The 17,574-nt window shown below is 70.6% G+C and carries 14 protein-coding genes; 4 read left to right on the forward strand and 10 right to left on the reverse strand.

Going from position 1 to position 17,574, the window contains the following annotated elements; all coding sequences use genetic code 11:
• Positions 1 to 4: 4 nt before the first annotated feature.
• On the forward strand, positions 5 to 1,000 hold the full coding sequence (locus WME89_RS32685; RefSeq protein ID WP_438003581.1) for an MDR/zinc-dependent alcohol dehydrogenase-like family protein: 996 nt from the start codon (positions 5 to 7) through the stop codon (positions 998 to 1,000).
• Positions 1,001 to 1,493: 493 nt separating this feature from the next.
• Positions 1,494 to 1,916, forward strand: a complete 423-nt coding sequence (locus tag WME89_RS32690) for a hypothetical protein (RefSeq protein ID WP_438003582.1) — start codon at positions 1,494 to 1,496, stop codon at positions 1,914 to 1,916.
• Between the two features lie 45 nt (positions 1,917 to 1,961).
• Here the strand turns inward: WME89_RS32690 and WME89_RS32695 are convergent, their stop codons facing one another.
• The gene (locus WME89_RS32695; protein WP_438003583.1) at positions 1,962 to 3,278 is read right to left on the reverse strand and encodes a GRAS family protein; all 1,317 of its coding nucleotides are present in this window, start codon (positions 3,276 to 3,278) and stop codon (positions 1,962 to 1,964) included.
• A gap of 991 nt (positions 3,279 to 4,269) precedes the next feature.
• On the reverse strand, positions 4,270 to 5,658 hold the full coding sequence (locus tag WME89_RS32700; RefSeq protein ID WP_438003584.1) for a sigma 54-interacting transcriptional regulator: 1,389 nt from the start codon (positions 5,656 to 5,658) through the stop codon (positions 4,270 to 4,272).
• Between the two features lie 307 nt (positions 5,659 to 5,965).
• On the opposite strand from WME89_RS32700, the gene WME89_RS32705 reads away from it, so the two are divergent.
• On the forward strand, positions 5,966 to 6,613 hold the full coding sequence (locus WME89_RS32705) for a hypothetical protein (protein WP_438003585.1): 648 nt from the start codon (positions 5,966 to 5,968) through the stop codon (positions 6,611 to 6,613).
• A gap of 157 nt (positions 6,614 to 6,770) precedes the next feature.
• On the opposite strand, the gene WME89_RS32710 is transcribed toward WME89_RS32705, so the two are convergent.
• The 7 genes from WME89_RS32710 to WME89_RS32740 all read right to left on the reverse strand — a co-directional run bounded on the left by WME89_RS32710 (position 6,771) and on the right by WME89_RS32740 (position 14,677).
• Positions 6,771 to 8,165, reverse strand: coding sequence for a T9SS C-terminal target domain-containing protein (locus WME89_RS32710; protein WP_438003586.1), 1,395 nt, complete (start codon positions 8,163 to 8,165; stop codon positions 6,771 to 6,773).
• 100 nt (positions 8,166 to 8,265) lie between these two features.
• Positions 8,266 to 11,193, reverse strand: coding sequence for a TonB-dependent receptor domain-containing protein (locus WME89_RS32715; protein ID WP_438003587.1), 2,928 nt, complete (start codon positions 11,191 to 11,193; stop codon positions 8,266 to 8,268).
• A 206-nt stretch (positions 11,194 to 11,399) separates the two neighbouring features.
• A complete protein-coding gene (locus WME89_RS32720) occupies positions 11,400 to 11,831 on the reverse strand; it encodes an ExbD/TolR family protein (RefSeq protein ID WP_438003588.1) in 432 nt (143 codons plus the stop codon).
• A gap of 10 nt (positions 11,832 to 11,841) precedes the next feature.
• Entirely contained in the window at positions 11,842 to 12,303 is a 462-nt protein-coding gene (locus WME89_RS32725; protein ID WP_438003589.1) for an ExbD/TolR family protein, read from the reverse strand.
• Positions 12,254 to 12,964: a MotA/TolQ/ExbB proton channel family protein gene (locus WME89_RS32730; protein ID WP_437661498.1), complete on the reverse strand. Its 711-nt coding sequence runs from the start codon at positions 12,962 to 12,964 to the stop codon at positions 12,254 to 12,256. The genes WME89_RS32725 and WME89_RS32730 overlap by 50 nt, the downstream gene beginning before the upstream one ends.
• A 57-nt stretch (positions 12,965 to 13,021) precedes the next feature.
• Positions 13,022 to 13,792 (reverse strand): energy transducer TonB, encoded by a 771-nt coding sequence (locus WME89_RS32735; protein ID WP_438003590.1) that lies wholly within the window; start codon positions 13,790 to 13,792, stop codon positions 13,022 to 13,024.
• Positions 13,793 to 13,969: 177 nt separating this feature from the next.
• Positions 13,970 to 14,677 (reverse strand): response regulator, encoded by a 708-nt coding sequence (locus WME89_RS32740; RefSeq protein WP_437618495.1) that lies wholly within the window; start codon positions 14,675 to 14,677, stop codon positions 13,970 to 13,972.
• Positions 14,678 to 14,921: 244 nt separating this feature from the next.
• On the opposite strand from WME89_RS32740, the gene WME89_RS32745 reads away from it, so the two are divergent.
• Positions 14,922 to 15,491, forward strand: coding sequence for a serine O-acetyltransferase (locus WME89_RS32745; protein WP_437618496.1), 570 nt, complete (start codon positions 14,922 to 14,924; stop codon positions 15,489 to 15,491).
• A gap of 213 nt (positions 15,492 to 15,704) precedes the next feature.
• Here the strand turns inward: WME89_RS32745 and WME89_RS32750 are convergent, their stop codons facing one another.
• Positions 15,705 to 17,363, reverse strand: a complete 1,659-nt coding sequence (locus WME89_RS32750; protein ID WP_438003591.1) for a PrsW family glutamic-type intramembrane protease — start codon at positions 17,361 to 17,363, stop codon at positions 15,705 to 15,707.
• Positions 17,364 to 17,574: the final 211 nt, after the last annotated feature.

Consider the following 17,574-nt stretch of genomic DNA (forward strand, 5'->3'; position numbering starts at 1 on the left):
GCCCGTGCGAGCGCTCGTCTGGGACGGCACGGCCGCGCGCGTCGTCGACCGCGCGCCCCCCTCGACCACGGCCGACATGGCGGTGGTCGAGGTGCGGTGCGCGGGGATCTGCAACACGGATCTCGAGATCGTCCGAGGGTACATGGGCTTCCGTGGCACCCTCGGGCACGAGTTCGTCGGCGAGGTCGTGGACGGGCCTGCCGCCTGGCGGGGCCGCCGCGTCGTGGGCGAGATCAACTTCGCGTGCGGCCGCTGCAGCACCTGCGCGCGCGGGCTGGGCAGGCACTGCCCGGCGCGCACGGTGATGGGCATCGTCGGCGCCGACGGCGCGCTGGCGGAGCGCGTCGCCGTGCCCGTCGCGAACCTCCACGCGGTCGACGACCGCGTGGACGACGAGGAGGCGGTGTTCACCGAGCCGCTCGCGGCGGCGTTCGCGATCCTGGAGCAGGTGCGCGTGGCGCCGGGCACCTCGGCGCTCGTGCTCGGCGACGGGAAGCTCGGCCTGCTCATCGCGCAGGTGCTGCAGCAGGCCGGCGCCCGCGTCCTCGCGGTCGGCAAGCACGAGGACAAGCTCGCCTTGCTGCGCGCGCGGGGCATCGCGACCGAGCTCATCCGTACCGAGGCGGCGGGCCAGGCTGATGCCGGCGGCGCGCCCGCTGCGGCCGCCTGGGCCGGGGAGCCGGCCGAGCTCGTGGTCGAGGCCACGGGGACCGCCGAGGGGTTCGCGAGGGCGGTCCGCGCGACCCGGCCGCGCGGCACGCTGGTGCTGAAGAGCACGGTCGCCGGGCTCTCCAGCGTCCACCTCGCCGAGCTCGTGGTCCACGAGATCACCGTGGTCGGGTCCCGCTGCGGGCTGTTCGAGCCAGCGCTGCGCGCCCTCGAGGACCGCAGCGTCGACGTCCGCTCGCTCGTGTCGGCCCGGCTCCCGCTCGAGCGCGCTGAGGAGGCGCTGCGGGCCGCGGCGGCCCCAGGCGCCCTCAAGGTGCTCGTCACACGCTGAGCCGGGCTCGAGCTCTCCGGGTGCCCCAGCGCCTCACGGCGGGCCACCGGCCGGCGCGTCGAGCCCGTCGTTCCGCGAGGCCAGGCACACCGGATCGAGTGGCCCGGCCAAATTGTAATATAAAACACTATTTTCTACAGATTCTCAGGACATCCTCGAGAAATCGAGCTCCCGCTCGCCGGCGGACGTCCAGAGGTGAGGTGGCGCCCGCCTGAGGGGTTGGTCGTTGTCTGGCCGGCGATACAGCTCGTGGCGACGATGCGCCACGAAGCACCCGAGCGAGATCCAGAGAGTCTCTATGTCTTCGTGACGAAATTCCCCTGCAAGCCGTAATGCGAGGGAGGAACTCTCATGAGAGGTGCATGTTCGGCTTTGATCGCAGGAATTCGGGGTGCGCGACACGCGTCCAGGCGCGTCGCAGGAGAATTTCACCCGGCCAGCTGGAATAGATCCTGGTAGGAGTCGCAGGTTGCGGCAGGAATCAGGAGCAGCGATGAGCGCCAAGGACAACCCACACCACCACGGCCGCCGAGCGGACGGCTCGCACGAGGCCCGGCAAGCAAGGGAGAGCTGGGAGCAGCAGAAGCTACGGGAGCTCGACCTCGACGACATCGACGGGGATGCGTCGATGTTCTGCCTCCATTGCCGCCGTGAGATGCTGGAGCGGCTCGCGCGAGCCCAGGAGCGCGGCTCGGTGCTCTTCGACATGGTCAGGCGTCATGGCCTGAGCCCGCTGCCTCCTCAGGGCGCCCCGCTCGACGCCGAGGGCGCTGGGCGCGCGCCGGGGCTTCCTCTGGGCCGCTGGCCGAGCGCCCCGCGCAGCCGCCGCGCGGTGCGGCTCGTCCTCGCGGCCGTCGCGGCGCTCGTGACCGGCGCGCTGGTGCTCTGGGCGGCGCTCGCTCATCTGAGCCGTTGAGGCCGACGCCGCTCGCGCCGCGGGCGTGGCCAGACAGCGGATCGCTCAGCCGAGCCGGCGGAACAGGCCGGAGATGAACCGCGACGGCGGCGGGACCTGCCGCGGTCGCCACGCCGACGCGGCCACGAGGGACACCCCGTTGCGCATGAGCAGGATCGCCGGCTCGTCCGACCGGACGTCGAACCCCTGGTTCAGGCGGAGCCCTCCGCGGACCAGCGCCTCGTGCGGCGAGACGCGCAGCGGCTCGAAGCCGTTCATGCGGAGGCGGCGCTGCCACGCGCCCCGGCGCTCGTGCCGCTCGACCCGCGCCGCCCCTTCCCCCACGACCACGTTCATCACCTCCTGCCCGAAGAAGACCTGCTCGATGGTCTCGCGCGCGGCGATATGCGGCGGCAGCAGCGCCTCGAGCGCCTGGAATACCGCATAGTAATGGCCGATCGCCTCGGACAGCCGCGGCAGGAACTGGAGCGCGTTGTGCTCGACGTCCGGCTCGACGAGCGTCAGCACCCGCGGCGACAGCGCGCGGATCCTCGTGAGGATCGTGTCGCGGTTCGCGGTCGGGTGCACCGACGCGTCCGGGACATGGTGCAACGCGAAGGCCGCATTGACGGCGATGGGGGCCGTGGAGCGGGACGCGATACGGTTCCAGTCGACGCGCTCGACCGAGGAGGCGACGCCGTGGAACTCGAAGGGGACCTTCAGCCGCTCCGCCCACCCTCCGATGAAGGCGCCGGCCCAGCGCAGCCGCTGCTCGGGATCGGGGCCGCGGCACGGCAGGTCGATCCCGGTCAGACGGACCCGCGGCGGACCGCCGGGCCGCGACGCCAGCCGGTGTAGCAGGAACGGCCACTGCGTACCGCCACCGACGCCGATGTCGATGACGTGGACCTCCTCTTCACCCTGGAACGCCTCGACGATGGCCGCGTTCGCGCTGAGGTAGCCGAACCGGATGAGCGGCGTCGCGTGCACGAGCAGCTGAAAGGCCGCGAGCATGTCCCGCGGGCCGGCGCTGCGCAGATAGAGGTTGCCGTCGCCGGAGCGGTCTCCTTCCAGGCGGGCGAGCAGCGCCCGGCCGAACACGCCGGAGATGCGCTCGGAGGCATCCCCGGTATCGGGCTCGGCCCGCAGGATGCCGTCCACGAGCGCCCTCGCGCGCTCGCAATCGCCCGCGTCGATCGCCTCGCCCGCGGCCAGGAGGCGGCTCAGGAACGGACGGCGCCGGGAATGCGTCTGTCGCGTCCCCGAGCTCGGTTGCTGTCCCAGCCCGGGACTGGATGATGCCGAGCTCGTGGGCCCCTCTACGTGTGCTCGTAGGCTGACAGGCGCCTCTTCGGCCGATGCGTGTCTACGGATCCCGTTCATGGTGTCCAGGGCTGTTCAGCCAGGTAGCCCGCCGTCCTGGCTGGGCTCTCCGCGACCAGACCAGACGACGTCAAGCGCGAACGCATGACGTCGACCGCCTCGCAGGAGCCGGGGGTTTCAATGTTTGCTGACAGCGTTGCGGGAGAGCCTGACGGCGAGAGGGGAGCGGACGCTCGGCAGCAGCGCGCCCGCGGCGAGGCCGCGAGGCGCGCTGCCCGCCCACGACGCGATGAAAATTGAGCTCGCACGAGGGCTCGACAGACAACTCTCTGTACATCGATGAAGCCGCCCGCTCGGTCAAGTCCAAGATTGTCATACTGCGTGGCGCTCCTTCCTCGTGTCCGTTGCGCCGTCCGAGCCCCCCTGGCGGGAGACGTAGGCTCTCGTAGGCGGCTAACCGGATGACCACGGTGGCCGTGCGGCAGGTGGCAGTCCCCGGCCTCCGCCGCGCGCAGCGCGCGGTCTCGAGCGCGCGGCCGCGGGAGATGGGGAACACCACCGCTGATCTCTTATGTCGCGTTGCGCGTCACAGCGCATCGCGCCCTTCGAGCTGGCGCGCGTCAACATGGCGCGATCCAGCATGGCGCGCGCCGGATCCGTTGACTTGACCGTGGTCGTGACAGCACCTCGCTTGCGACGGGGCTTACACACCATATTACATCCTGCATAATCAGGTCTGTAAATACCCTATACATGGGTGCTCGGTCGATCGAGCGCACGCTGCGTCGCCGGATGAGGGCAACCCTGCGACGGCGGGGCCTCGCCCTCGCCCGAGCCTCTCCCGAGGACCGGCGCCCCGGCGTCCCCGATGCTCCAGGAGGCACAGCGTGATTGCTGGAGACGATGTATGGAACGACCGCCCTATCGGGCTCAGCGGCCTACGCCCGGGGAGACTTCGTCATCGCGGCGCCGCGCGGCAAGCGCGCGTTGTCGGCCGCGCGGCGCCGGCATTGACGTGCTCGTGTGCTTGTGCATACCGTGGGGGCCCGGCTCACTCGTTATCGGACACATCGCTCCCTTCGGCGAAATGCGAGCGATCTACGCCATTCTTCTCGAGCCAGCGTCGAATTCGATTCCTGTGCACGCCGAGCCTGCTGGCCGCGCGAGACACATTGCCTCGTTCGAGGCGAAGCGCCTCGGCGATCTCGTCTTCAGGCGGCGTCTGGCTCGCGCGCGCTGGGCGGACATCGCTCCCCGTCTGCCGGACGTGCGGCTCGTGCGCGTCCGCGCTCAGCCCGACGCCCGCGAGCGGGTCCAGGTCCTTCGCCTCGACGGTGCTCCGCCGCTCGTCGAGCGCGCGCGTCACCGCGCGCCGCGCCTCGCCGACGAACTCGCGCAGGTTCCCTGGCCAGCGCCGCATCGCGCACGCGATGATCAGGGAATGGTGAATCGTCGGCGGCGCGCCTCCGCCGACCGTGCCCACGGCCTTCGCGCATTGCGCGAGCAGCCAGGGGATCTCCTCGAGCCGCTCGCGCAGCGGCGGGAGCCGGACCTCGGGCCGGCCGATGCGATAGTAGAGATCGTCCCGGAAGCGGCCCTGGGCGACGCGCGCGCGCAGGTCGTGCGTCGCGGCGCAGATCCGGATCTGCACCGGGTGAGGCGCGACCGCGCCGAGCTCGAGCACCTGTCGCGTGTCGATGGTGCGCAGCAGCTTCGCCTGGACGGCCGCGTCGAGCTCCGCCACCTCGTCGAGGAAGAGCGTGCCCCCGTGGGCGGCCTGCACGTAGCCCTCGGTGTCGTGCGTCGCGCCGGAGTAGGCGCCGCGCCGGGCGCCGAAGAGGAGCCGCTCCGCGAGCCCCTCCGGGATGGCCGCGCAATTGACGGCCACGAAGGGGCCGCGCGCCTGCGGCCCCGCCTCGTGGTAGGCGCGCGCCGCGAGCTCCTTGCCCGTGCCGCTCTCGCCCGTCACGAGGAGGCTGTCGCCCGCGGCGGCCGCGCGGGTGATGGTGTCGTAGGTCTGCTGCAGCCTTGGGCCGAGGACGCTCTCCTTCTCGACGCGCACGCCCCCGCGCGAGAAGGGCCGGATGTCCGAGAGGGCGAGGAACACCGACGTCCCCGCGCCGACGACCTGGATCGCCTCGCGCCGGATCTCACCGCGGATCGCCTCGCCGTTGACCGAGGTCCCGTTGGTGCTGCCGAGATCCTCCACGGTCCAGGCGGCCCCGTCGTACGCGATGCGCGCGTGTCGCCGCGACATGAGCGAGTCGTCCACGAGGGGCACGCCGCCCACGCCCCCGCGGCCCAGCACCACGGAGCCACCATCCAGCGGGATCGGCGCGCATCGCGGCTGATTCCCCGAGAAAATCAGGACGATGCCGGGAACGGGCTCGGCGACCGAGGGTTCGGGGGGCACCGAGACGCGGACAGTGGAGTGGTCCATCGGGATCTATCTTACTCGTTCAAGGACCTGGCCGGCCAGTGGCCGGCCACTTCCGCGCCGCCGCCGGGGTTTCCCGGGCAGCTCAGCGTCACCCCGCGGGTTTCCCGCGGCAAGCTCAGCGTTCGCCGCGCGGGTTTCCCGCGGCAAGCTCAGCGTCGTCGCGCGGGTTTTCCTGGGCATAAGTCCCGGTAAATCCAGGTCACCCCGTTCGCCAGGTTCGGCACGAGTTGTGCTTCATTCGCACGGTATGGTGGCCTCTGCAAGAGCTCGCATCCATCGGGACCGGGGGTCTGCCCTCGAGGTGAACATGGGTTCCGGCCGCAACATCGACGAGGCGGGTCGCCGCTCTCCCCGGCGTCTGCACACATCTCGTACCCTGCCGAGCTTCCCCACCCACCCCGGCCTCCAGAGCATCACCGGCCTGCGCGGCGCGCTCGAGTTCCTGGAGTGGCCGGCGTCCGAGTGGACCATCAAGGACCTCCAGGACTGGTTCGTCGACCACCTCGTGACCCCGGGCCTGATGAAGCGCCCGCAAATCGTGCGCGAGCCCGGCGCGACGCCCGTCATGCTCGATCCGCGGGCCGACGGCGGCAGCAACCTCGAGGAGCTGATCTACAAGGCCCGCGGCCGCGTCATCACGGCGCTGAGGGGGCTCATCGCGCCCGTCGCCGACGATCGGTTCCTGAACGCGGCGATCTACGGGGGCAGGGTCCGCCGGGCCGCGGTCGGCGGCCGTCCCGTCTGGGTCGCCTCCCCCCGCGAGATCGACTTCCTCGGTGACATCGTGCTCAGCTTGCTCGCTGCCGACATCTTGCTCGATCGGGAGTTCTATCGCGCACACCTCTGCATCTGTGAAGTGTGCGGGAGGGTGTCATTCAAGGACAGCCCGGACGCGCGAGGCGTATGCGGCGAGCACCGGGGCCATGTGTCCGGGTTCACGCCGCGGGTGCGCTGAGCGCCTGCGGCGGAGCAGCGACGCTCGAGACGATGAAGGCCGGCTGGAAGCGCCGGCCTTCGTCATTTGCATGGATGCGGATCCGGTCCGCCCCGAGCGACCGTGAGCCGGGGCGGACGGCGCGGCCTCACTCGACGTCGCCTCACTCGATGTCACCTCACTCGACGTCGAACGAGACCCAGGCGCCCGTCGCCCAGTCGCCATCCGCCTTGAAGGCGCCGATATAGGTCGCCTCCGCGTCGAAGAAGCCGTCGTCGGGCGGGGTCGCCGCGTTCTCGGTGAGCGTGGCTGCCGGGCGGAAGTCCGGCGTGGCCGCGAAGCAGTCGGCGAGCTCCGGGTCCACGACGCTGTTCAGCGAGCTCGCCTCCTCGAACCACGCGATCTCGTCCACGCCGCCGTCGTCATCGTCGTCGAGCGTCGACTCGGTGGACTCGTTCACGTCGGTCTCCTCGTAGGCGATGTTCGCCTCGGCGTTGACGTTGCCCGAGATGATGGAGCTCGCGAACTCCACCTCGGTCCCGTCGTTCCTGAGATCCAGGCCCGCCTCGAAGCCGGTCACGATCGTGTTGAAGATATGGGCCTTGGTCCCGCGGCGGAGCAGCATGCCGTACTGCTGCTTGTCGACGTCCTTCTTCTTGCCGCACAGGGTGACGTTGTAGATCGTCGGCTCGCTGACGGGCGTGTTAGCGGACCCCTCCGCGTCGTTGTCGCCCTCGAAGCCGTTCGTATCGTCCGCGACCGTGGGATCCTGCTGGAGCGCGAGGAACTGGAGCTTGCCGACGTAGCCGAGGTCCCAGTCGAAGCCGTCGTCGCCGTTCTGCGCGCAGAGGAGGTGCTTCGCGTTGACGGTGCCGCCGAAGAACTCGAAGCAGTCGTCGAGCGTGTGGTGCACCATCACGTGATCGACCGTCGTCCTGGAGCCCACGCCGGCCAGCGTGAGGCCGTTCACCTCGTTGTCCTGCGAGAGAAGGATCCCGCTGAACTCGATGCGGACGTACTGGAGGACACCGCTGCTATCGTCCTCCACATCACCGCCGTATTCGACGCCGACGATGCCCTCGACCTCCGCCTTGCCGCCAGGCACGTTGATGGGGGCATTGCCGAGCAGCATGACGCCGCCCCAGTCGCCCGCGGAGCGCTCGCCCTTCGGGCTCTGGCTCGTGAACACGATGGGCTTGTCGGCGGTGCCCTTGGCGTTGATCATCGCGCCGGGCTTCACGACGAGCGTCGCGAGGCTCTCCTTGTCGCCCATGATGGTCGTGCCAGGCTCGATGGTGAGGGTGGCGCCGTCCTCGACGAAGATGGTGCCCTTCATGAGGTAGCAGCTGTCAGCGCTCCACGTCGTGTCTGCTTCGATCGACTCGTCGATCTCCACCGGGGCGGCGCAGTCCGGGCCGTCGCCGCCACCGCCCTTGCCGCCACCGCCGTCGCCGCCACCGCCGCCACCGCCGCCGGTGCCGCTCGTCGTCGACGAGCTGGACGTGCTCGCCCCGCCGTCGTCATCGCCGCAAGCGGCAGCCATCGCGACGGCGAGCGCCGACGCGCAAACCAAGGCAATTCTCGATGTCCTCATTGGTCTTCTACCTCCTGGATGAAGCTAGTCCCCACTGGCAACATCGTGAATATCGCCACGTGACGATTCGGTGGCGCGATCAATAGGTCAGCGCTGCGCTCAATGTCACGGTAGTACCAACGTGGTATTCGAGCACGACATTGTCGTCCGTGCTCTCTTTACCTTGCGTGACGCGGACGGGAGCATCGATGAGGTTCTCGCCGGCCAGCTTCAGCTCGACATGCTCGCCGAGGCGCTGAGCGACCGTGAGGTCGATCTGGTGCCGCGGCTGCTCGTACTCGTCCGGCATGTTCTTGCCCACCGTCCGGAGCCGGGCGCCGAACACGTTGTAGAGGAGCCGGACGCTCGTGCCGGTCGACTCGCCGCTGTAGTCGAGCCCCAGGTTGACGACGAAGGGGGATTGCCCCTGGAGCGAGTGCGTCGCGGTGCTCTGGATCGCGATCCCTCCCTCCTTCGGCTCGGGGTTGATCTCGACGTCCGAGGTCGCGAGCGTGACATTGCCAAGGACAGTGACGTCCCGCAGGAATGGGCCGATGAAGCCCAGGCTCTTTCTGATCTCGAGCTCGAGGCCCGCGACATAGCCGCTGTCTCCGTTCGTCCAGCTCAGCCGCCCCTTGCCGCTGCTGGGCTTGATGATCTCCTCGATCGGGTCCTCGAAGTGCTTGTAGAAGATGCTGGTCGCCACCACCTCGCCGGCCGTCGGGAAGAGCTCGAACCGGAGGTCGCCGTTCACCACGCTCGTCCGCTCGAGGTCTGGATTGCCTTCCACCTCCCGCGCGCTGTACCCCGGCTGGGACAGCGCCGGGCTGAGCTCGATGAGCTGGGGCCGAGCGAGCGTCCTCGTCACGCTGAACCTCAGGTTCGAGCTCGGCGTCGTCTTGAACACGAGGCCGGCCGCGGGCAAGAGATCCACGTCGTCGTCGACGACGTTCTTCTCGGGATCATCCGGGACATCCATCGACAGCATGGAGGCCTCGACCCGGGCGCCGAGGATCGCCCGGAGCCACCGCGTGATGTGGGTGTCGGTCATCACGTAGCCCGCGTAGAGATCGGTGCTGGCCGTGTAGTCGTCCGTGTCGCGCGTGGTCTCCTCGAGCTCGAAGAGGGTGCCGATGTTCTCGTCCGAGAACAGCGGGCCCGGCTCCTGTCGCAGCACGGTCGTGTCGGCGAGCCGGAGCGCCTTGAACCGGAACCGGCGCGCGTCGAACTCACGCGTCCGGAAGTTCAGCAGACCGCCCACCTTCAGGCGGGTCGGGGCGTCTCCACGGATGAGCGGCAGCGCGTAAGAGATCTGCCCGCCGTAGCTCGTGTCCGCAAGATCGATGAAGACGTGCGAGCCGCTCAGCGTGCCGTCGTCCCACGACCAGGCGCCGCTCGTGTCGTCCCGAGCGTAGACGTTCTCCCGCGCGTCGGGCTCGTCCGAGGTCGCCCGGGAGACGGACGCCTTCCAGTCGAGCGTGCCGTTCCCGAGCGCCGCGATGCGGTGCTCGCCCGAGAGCTGGCCCAGGGTGAGCGCCCGGGAGACGAAGCGCTGCAGCGTGTCGCGGTACACCGCCCCGCCGCTCTCCTCGATGACCTCCCTCGACTGGAGCGCCACGTCGTCCGATGAGCGGCTGTGGAGCGCGGTGAGCATCACCTTGTGATCCCGATCGGGCGTGTAGGTGACGCTCGCGAAGCTCCCCCAGGACACCTGATCGCGGATGCTGTCCACCGCAGAGTCGTTGAGCTGCCGCAGGCCGCCGTCGCTCGTGGGATCGAACGCGTAGGTCCGGCTGATCTCGTCGGCGCGCGGGGCGAACTTGCGGCCATAGCTCAGCGTGGCGAGGTAGCCGAGGCGCTGCTCGCCGCGGAGCTTCAGGGTGTCGCCGACGACGACGCTGCCGCTCCCGTTCGGCGGGGTGAACGACCGGCGCGTCGCCATCGACGAGTTGATCGCCCTCCCGTGGGCCGCGATTTCATCCCTCGTGATCAGCTTGCCGTCCGGCCGTCGGATCCCGCGGGCCACCTTGTGCTCGGGGATCTCTGCGGGGAGCGCGCGCGCGCCATCGTCGATCCCGAGCCAGTCGGTGCTCGATCCGGAGTAGGTCAGGCGATCTCGAAATGTGCTGTGGGTGTTCGCCGCGAGCGACAGCGACGCCTGGAGGAGGAACCTGGTCGGGAGCTCGCGTGTGTTGATCTGGACCGAACCGCCCACGAAATCGCCGGGGATGTCCGGCGTGAATGTCTTGACGATGGTGATGTCGCTGAGGACGAGCGACGGGAAGAGATCGAGCGGGACGGCCTGCCGGTCGGGCTCTGGGCTCGGGAGCGGCGCGCCGTTCAGCAGCGCGTTCGTGTAGCGATCGCCAAGGCCACGCACGTACACGTACCTGCCGTCGACCACGGTCGCGCCGACGACGCGCTTCGCGGCCTCCGCGGCGTTGCGATCGGGCGTCTTCGCGATCTCCTTCGCGCCGATGGCGTCGCCCACGTGGGCCGCGTTCTTGCGGAGGAGCAGCTGCGCCGCGACGCTCGCGCGCTCCGGCTCGAACTCGACCTCGATGACCTCCTCGGCCTGCTGATCCGGCTCGAGGCGGACGTCGACCTGGATCACCTGCCCGGCGGTCACCCGCACGTCCCGCACGCGCTGCGGCCTGTGCGCCTCGTACCAGACCCGGAGCTGATGGTTCCCCGGCGGGAGCTCCAGGCGATACCGCCCGTCGAGATCCGCGATGGCCTTGAGCTTCGTCCCGACGACCGACACCTGCGCGTCGAGGACGGGCTCCTGCGTGGCGGAGTCGGTGACGACACCCCACACGACGCCTTTACCCGCCGGAGGCGGGCGCGACGGGCTCGGCTCGTCGAGCCCCGCGACGTCCTCCGCCGCCGGGGCGCCGGCCTCGACGCCAGCGCCCGGGGGCGCCGGCGGCGCGGCGGCTCCGGGGTCGCCCTGCGCCAGGGCCGTGGCCCCCCAGCAGAGCGGTGTCACGAGCGCTGCGACTACCCCCGAGATCCTTCTGCGAATCATGCACCTGTCCCTTCGCGCGTCCCGAGCTCGGGCGCGCTGTCGATCCGATGGCCGGGCGCACGTGCGCCCGTGACCCGTGATGAGGAGAGCGCCGGCTCCCCGCAGCCCTGTCCTGTGCGCCGCGCGCGATCGCGCGCCGGAGCGACCGGAGCGGGGCGCCAGCGCGCGCCGCGGCGACGCCTCGCCGGGCCTGATGGCCGCGCTGCCTAGCGCCTGGTCTTCTCTGTCAGCACGGCGATCGTCCTGGCCCCGCCCATGCGCGCGGCGTCCATGGCCTCCACGGCGACCGCGTAGACGGCGTCGTCGTCCGCGTCGAAATAAAGCACGTTGTCCGAGCGCGCCGCGAAGATGCGGGCGAGCCGCTCCTTCAGCTCGCCGCGCTGCACCTCCGCCTGGTTGATGCGGATGACGCCGCGCTGATCCACCGTGAGCACCACGGGCTTGCTGGCGTCGTCCGGCGGCGGCTCGAGCCTCGCCGAGTCGTCCTTCTTCGGCAGGTTCAGCCAGAGCTGCTTCGCGAGCAGCGGTGTCACGACCATGAAGATGATGAGGAGCACGAGCACCACGTCGACGAGCGGCGTGACGTTCATGCTCGGCGCGACGCCGCCCTTCCTGCCTCCGCCCTGCGGAACGCTCATCCCCACGGCGCTATCCCTCCTCCGGCGCCGGGGAGGCGCCGCCGCCCCGCTGGCTCACCTGCAGCGATATCCCGGCGAAGCCGACCTCCTGACACAGCGCGAAGGCCTCCCGCACGCGGCCGTACTTCACGGAGGAGTCGCCCTTGATGACCACCCGGCGCTCCGGCTCCGCGGCGCGGATGGCCCGCAGCCGCTCTCCGAGCGACGGGAGGTCGGCGACGGCCTCCTTCTCGAGGAACACGGTGCCCGCGCCGGTGATCGTCACGTAGATGGGGTCGAGCTTCGATTTCGACTTCGGATCCGGCTGAAACACCGCCGGGAGCTCGACCCGCTCGCCATGCTCCATCTGGGGCGCGATGACCATGAAGATGATGAGGAGGACGAGCACCACGTCGACGAGCGGCGTGACGTTGATCTCCGGCTCAGGCGGCTGCTGCCGACCGGAGCGATTGCTCTCCGCTCGAACGCCCATGCTCGTTCTCCATCTCGTCGATGAGCTCACCCGCGCTGCGCTCGAGGGCGAGCTCCACCGAGGCGATGCGGGTGGTGAGGTAGTTGAAGCAAAGCACCGCCGGGATGGCGACCCCGAGCCCGAGGGCGGTGACGATGAGCGCCTCGGCGATACCGGCGCTCACGGCGCCGAGGCCGCCCGAGCCCGTCGAGGCGATGGTCTGGAAAGCGGTGATGATGCCGATGACCGTCCCGAGCAGCCCGACGAACGGGGCCACCGAGCCGACCGTCGCGAGGACCGAGAGGCCGCGGCGCAGATCGGCGGAGATCGCCTCGCGGCGCCGCGACACCTCGCGGCGAGCGAGCTCCACCGGGGGCACGCCGCCCTCGCCGGCATCGATGGCGCGCTGGAAGCGGCGCACCGCCGCCGCGACGAGGCGGGCGAGCGCCGAGCGGCGATACCGGTCGGCGATCGCCACGAGCTGCGCGGTGTCCCAGTCTTCCATCATCGGCCGCGCCTCCGTCGCGAAGCGCCGGGTCTCCGACGCCAGACGCGCGAGCGCGATGAGCCGCTCCACCACGACAGCGACGCTCGCCAGCGCCATGAGCACGAGGGCGAACGCGACGAGCTTGCTCAGCAGCCCCATGGTCGCCCAGATGTGCCCGAGATCAAACTGCATCATGGCAATACTCCTTCGTTCCTCTCGCGGTAAGCCGCCTCCGCGGCCGCGCGCTCGACGTCATCTCTTCGCCTTGAAGGGGATCCTGACCGTCTTGAAGGTCGACACGGGTCTCCCCTCGTGGATCGCGGGCCGGTAGCGCCACGCCTTCACCGTCGCGAGCACCACGTCATTGAAGAGGGGATGGCCGCGAACGATGGTGACGTTCGTGACCTCGCCCGCCTCGGTCACCACGAACCTGACGACCACGGTGGCCTCGATCCCCGCGCTCCGCGCCGCCTCGGGGATGGGCGGAAGCGCGTTGGACAGCGCTACGGGCGGCGTCGCGTTCTCGGGGAGGTGAATCGGCCCGTTCGGCGACGGGGGCGGCGGAGGGGGAGGAGGCGGCGGGGGCGCCGCCGCGACGGCCGTCCCCGTGCCGCCGGGGACCCCGCCGGGCACGCCGCCGGGCGCCCCGCCTGGCTCGCCGTAGGCCTCGTCGCCGCTCGCCTTGGCCTGGCCCGGGTCCGCCTCGGCCGGCGCCTCCCTCGGCACCGCGGTGGGCGCGACGAGCGCCGGGCGGCGCGGCGCCGCAGCGCGCGGCGCCGGGGCCTCCGCCGCCGGCGGCGGGGGCGCTGGGGCCGCTGCGGCGGGAAGGGTCTCGGGGATCCGGGTGGCGAGCTTGACGTCGACGACCTCCTCCTCGGGCGGAGGAGGCTTGATCGCGCCGCTCAGGCGGGCGGCGAAGAGCGCGATGCCCGCGAACAGCAGGAGCCCGGCCGCGTACCCGATCGCGAGCCGCCTCGCTCGGTCAGGATCGGCCTCCCCCGCACTCCACGTCTCCAGATGCATCGAGGCTCCCGGCGCCAGCTGGCGAAAACACCGGAGCTCCGCCTGATCTCATCCGGGAGACAGGCGGGCTTCATCGGCGTGACTCACAGCGTGAGCCAACGCCCGCACCGTAACTCGGCTGCGTTGCGACAGGATGACGTGGAGGCAACGATTGTCGTGGATCTCCCGACACCGCGCTCAGGCGCTGCGGCTCTCGGGCACTTCCGGCGAGGCGGCGAATCGATAGCCGATTCCGCGGACGGTCTGGATGTAATCGCCCGCACCGCGCAGCTTGTCGCGCAGCCGCTTGACGTGGGTGTCCACGGTCCTCGTCGTGATGCTCACGTCGATGCCCCAGACGCCGTCGAGGAGCGCGGTGCGCGTCTGCACGCGCTCGCGCGCCTCGTACAGCGCGACGAGGAGCTTGAACTCGAGGAGCGTCAGCTCGACCTCCTCGCGGTCGACCCACACGCGGTGAGCGCCCTCGTCGATCCGCAGGCACCCGAACTCGATGCTCCGCTCCCCCGTCCCGGAGGACTTGGCGCGTCGGAGCACGGCCTGCACGCGCAGGATGAGCTCCCGCACGCTGAACGGCTTGACCACGTAGTCGACGGCCCCGAGCTCGAAGCCGACGATGCGGTCGACCTCGTCTCCGCGCGCCGACACGATCATCACGGGGATCTGCTGGGTGCCCTCGCTCTGCTGGAGAGCGCGGCACACCTCGGTCCCCGAGATGTCTGGCAACATGATATCGAGCAGGACGAGGTCGGGTCGCTGGTCCAGAGCCAGCCGGACCCCCTCACCGCCCTGCCCTGCGAGGAGCACCTCATGCCCGGCCTGCCTGAGGTTGTAGTCGAGCACCTTCTGGAGCGCCGGCTCGTCTTCGATGACCAAAATCCGCGCCATGCTGAACAGCGCGTGTACCCGAGCGATGTGACGGCCCGATGACCGGATGGCAACAGGGCGGTGCGGCGGATCGTTTGACGGCAAACAGCCGCCGTTTCTCGTGAAGGGAGACCGGCCGGGAGACGAACGCGGAGCCCACGGGGCAGGCGCCGCCTCGCGCGGGCAGGCAGAGGACGCGCGGGCGGCTGCGAAAGGTCGCACCGGCGGCGCGAGATGCGCTATCCTCGTCGCGATGTTGCGGACCTTGCGACTCATCGCCGCCGACGTGCGCCAGAAGGCCACATGGTGCTACGGCAGCGCTCCATTGCCGACGATCCTGAAGACGCTGGCGACCGACGGCACGGCGGCGATGGTCCTCTACCGGTTCACGCAGGCGGCGCGGGCCCACCGGATGCCGGTGGTCGAGATGGTCCTCAACAAGGCGACGAACCTCGCTGGCGGCTGCGTCATCGGTCGTGGCGCGGATTTCGGGCCGGGCTTCGTGCTCATCCACTCGAACGGCGTCGTCATCAACGGCAACGTCCGTGGCGGCTCGAACGTGCTCATCGAGCACCAGGTGACGATCGGCGCCGATCGGCGGCAGACGCCGGTGCTCGGGAGCGACCTCTTCATCGGCGCGGGGGCGAAGATCGTCGGCGGCGTCACGGTCGGCGACGGCGCCCGGATCGGCGCCAACGCCGTCGTCGTGCACGATGTCGCGCCGAACACCACGGTCGTCGGCATCCCCGCGAAGCCCGTGCAGCGGCGCGAGGACCGAGCGGCCCCGGCCGCCGCGCGCCCCAGCGCGGACGAGACGAACGGCTCGCGCAGCTGACCCGCGCCCCCCGCCGCCAGCCGCGCTGAGCCCCTCCGGCACGCGCCCCCCAGCCGCGCTGAGCCCCTCCGGCACGCCCGTCGCCGAGCGGCGGTCACCCGCACAGGAGACGGGTCCAGATCGGCGTTTTCGGCGCGGAGGCGCACTCCAGTGCGCTGAGCACCGAAAACGCCGAGATGGGCCCGTATCCGCAGCGAGTGCCCGCCGCTCCGCTCAACGAGGCGCGCGGGCGAGGAGCTCTTGCCGGAGCTGCGCGATCTCGTGGCGGAGCGGCCCGATGAAATCGGCGCTCAACGTCCGGTTCCGGCCCTCCAGCGCGCGCGCCGTGTGCCACTTGCTCAGCGCGAGCCGCGCGCCGGCGCGGATGAAGCTCCGCCCGGTGGCCCCGCGCCAGCCCAGCGTGCACCGGAGCCGGCCGACCGGCGAGCAGACGAGCTCGAGCTCGTCCTGGGTGAGCATGCCGAGCGCGACCTCGTCGCGCAGATGATCCCGGATCACCCAGCCTTTGCGGATGACGAGCGCCACGATGATGCCGAAGAACGACGCGACGAAGCACAGCCAGAGCAGGAGCCACGGCATGAAGATGTCGCCCATCGCGCGCCCGAGCGCGGTCGGGAGGAAGTTCCACACGGCGTGCAGCGCGACGCCGAGCAGGTAGCCGCCGATCGGGGCTGCCACGCGCACCCAGGTCTTCGACGACTCCCGGGCGAGCCCGAAGCCGATGCCGGTCATCGACGTGAACAGCGGGTGGAGCCAGGGCGTGAACACCCCCCGCAGGACGAAGGTGCCCGCGAGCACGTCGCTGCCCTGCATCGAGGCGCGCGCGTAATAGAGCACGTTCTCCACCGCGGCGAAGCCGAGCGCGCAGAAGGTGGCGTAGATGATGCCGTCGACGATGCCGTCGAACTCCCGGCGCAGGAAGTAGAAGAAGCCGAACACGCCGAGCCCCTTGAAGAGCTCCTCCGCGAACGGCGCGCTGACCGACGCGCTCACGAGCTCGCCCACCGGCTCGCCGAAGTTGCTGGAGACGCCGACGTGGACGCCGGTGTTGATCAGGATCGAGAAGCCTGTCGCCGCGAGCGCTCCCCAGAGGAACGCCATGAGCAGGCACCACCACGGCTCCGGATCGTACCGATCGATGATCATCGGGACGAAGAGGTAGATGACGAGCGGCGGGAACGCGAAGAGCGCCCCGACGACCATGGCGCTCAGCATGCTGCCCCCGGACCCGAGCACGCCGAAGAGCGTGAAGATCACGTTGAGGACCGCGCCAGCGATGATGCCGTTGGCCCAGAGCCACAGCCCGACGATGCGCCTGCGCCGGTCCGGGTCGGGCCTTCGAGCAACCCGGACTACCGCAGGGTAGCCCGCGTGCGGGTGCGCCTGCGCCGGATGAAGGGCGCCGTGCGGCGCGGGCCTAGCCGCCGGGCGCACGGGGAGGGCGTGCTGCGCGGGAGCGCCGTGCTGCGGGACATGGCTCTGCGCCGGCATCGGCGCACGACCCGGCGGCCAGTAGCCCTGCGGCCCCTGTCCGTGCAGCTGCGGCCCCTGTCCGTGCAGCTGCGGCCCCTGTCCGTGCAGCTGCGGCCCCTGTCCGTGCAGCTGCGGCCCCTGTCCGTGCAGCTGCGGCCCCTGTCCGTGCCCCTGCGGCCCCTGTCCGTGCCCCTGCGGCCCCTGTCCGTGCCCCTGCGGCCCGTGCCCCTGTGGCCAGTGCGGCGGCTGGCCCGGAGGCATCTGCCTCGCGCCGTGCGCCGGATACCCCGGGGGGACCTGTCCGCTGCCAGGCTGGGCGTGCTCGCTCGGGCGCTCGGCCGGCCGGGGTTGCTGCGGCACGCCGGGGAAATCGGGACGATGGCCGTGAGGGTTGTTCATGGATCCAGCGCGCTCGCGATGCCCTCGTGATAGCGGGGGACCGTCCAGCTGCGACGAATGCCCACCCCACACGCGAAGCCGCCAGATGCGGCGACGATCCGCGGCGAGCGACGGCAGCCTCGGAGCTGTCGTGCACACCCGTCGGATCGAAGCATCACTCGATATTTCTATCACGCCGGAGACGCGCCGGGCATATATCCCGGCGGCGTCG

The organism is Sorangium sp. So ce321, from assembly GCF_051530195.1.
Lineage (GTDB): Bacteria > Myxococcota_A > Polyangia > Polyangiales > Polyangiaceae > Sorangium.

Excerpts from the sequence above, each read along its gene's own strand:
- WME89_RS32690 (WP_438003582.1), top strand. The coding sequence starts at position 1,494 with ATGAGCGCCAAGGACAACCCACACCACCACGGCCGCCGAGCGGACGGC.
- WME89_RS32695 (WP_438003583.1), bottom strand. The coding sequence starts at position 3,278 with ATGAACGGGATCCGTAGACACGCATCGGCCGAAGAGGCGCCTGTCAGC.
- WME89_RS32700 (WP_438003584.1), bottom strand. The coding sequence starts at position 5,658 with ATGGACCACTCCACTGTCCGCGTCTCGGTGCCCCCCGAACCCTCGGTC.
- WME89_RS32705 (WP_438003585.1), top strand. The coding sequence starts at position 5,966 with ATGGGTTCCGGCCGCAACATCGACGAGGCGGGTCGCCGCTCTCCCCGG.
- WME89_RS32715 (WP_438003587.1), bottom strand. The coding sequence starts at position 11,193 with ATGATTCGCAGAAGGATCTCGGGGGTAGTCGCAGCGCTCGTGACACCG.
- WME89_RS32720 (WP_438003588.1), bottom strand. The coding sequence starts at position 11,831 with ATGAGCGTTCCGCAGGGCGGAGGCAGGAAGGGCGGCGTCGCGCCGAGC.
- WME89_RS32725 (WP_438003589.1), bottom strand. The coding sequence starts at position 12,303 with ATGGGCGTTCGAGCGGAGAGCAATCGCTCCGGTCGGCAGCAGCCGCCT.
- WME89_RS32730 (WP_437661498.1), bottom strand. The coding sequence starts at position 12,964 with ATGATGCAGTTTGATCTCGGGCACATCTGGGCGACCATGGGGCTGCTG.
- WME89_RS32735 (WP_438003590.1), bottom strand. The coding sequence starts at position 13,792 with ATGCATCTGGAGACGTGGAGTGCGGGGGAGGCCGATCCTGACCGAGCG.
- WME89_RS32740 (WP_437618495.1), bottom strand. The coding sequence starts at position 14,677 with ATGGCGCGGATTTTGGTCATCGAAGACGAGCCGGCGCTCCAGAAGGTG.
- WME89_RS32750 (WP_438003591.1), bottom strand. The coding sequence starts at position 17,363 with ATGAACAACCCTCACGGCCATCGTCCCGATTTCCCCGGCGTGCCGCAG.